The sequence below is a fragment of the Candidatus Hydrogenedentota bacterium genome, from assembly GCA_016791475.1.
Classification (GTDB): Bacteria; Hydrogenedentota; Hydrogenedentia; order Hydrogenedentales; family JAEUWI01; genus JAEUWI01.
The window spans coordinates 1-521 of sequence record JAEUWI010000458.1; the positions used below are offsets into that span (position 1 = coordinate 1).

1 protein-coding gene is annotated in these 521 nt (G+C 62.0%); it reads right to left on the reverse strand.

Annotation, left to right across the window (positions count from 1 at the left end; genetic code table 11):
• Positions 1-521, reverse strand: a 521-nt coding sequence (locus JNK74_30230) for a response regulator (protein ID MBL7650448.1), incomplete at both ends; no start/stop codon positions are given.

Below are 521 nucleotides of genomic sequence, written 5' to 3' on the forward strand. Positions count from 1 at the left end.
AAAGCGTTGGCGGTCAGGGCGATGATCGGGATCGGGCCAGCGCCTCCGCGATCTGAATCGCCAAGCTCGCGGGCGCGAATCTGGCGGGTCGCCTCGAAACCGTCCATCTCGGGCATCTGGCAATCCATCAGCACCACATCGAAACGGCCCTCGCTCCAGGCTCTCAAAGCATCTCGCCCGTCAGCGGCCAGTTTCACTTCCAATCCCAAGGCTTTCAATATCTCTTCCGCCACCAGGGCATTGACGGGATTATCTTCCGCCAGCAGCACCCGCCCGGTCAGTTCCCGCGTCTCAATCGGCCGGAGCGACGCCGGCTCGACGGCGTCTGACACGGCCGCCAGACAGACCGTAAACCAAAAAGTCGTCCCTCGATCCGGCACGCTTTCATAGCCGATTTCGCCCCCCATCATTTCGACGATTTGCTTGCAAATGACCAAGCCCAAACCGGTGCCGCCGTACTTGCGCGTGGTGGAATCGTCAGCTTGCGTGAACGGCTGAAACAGGCGCGCCCGCGCCTCCTC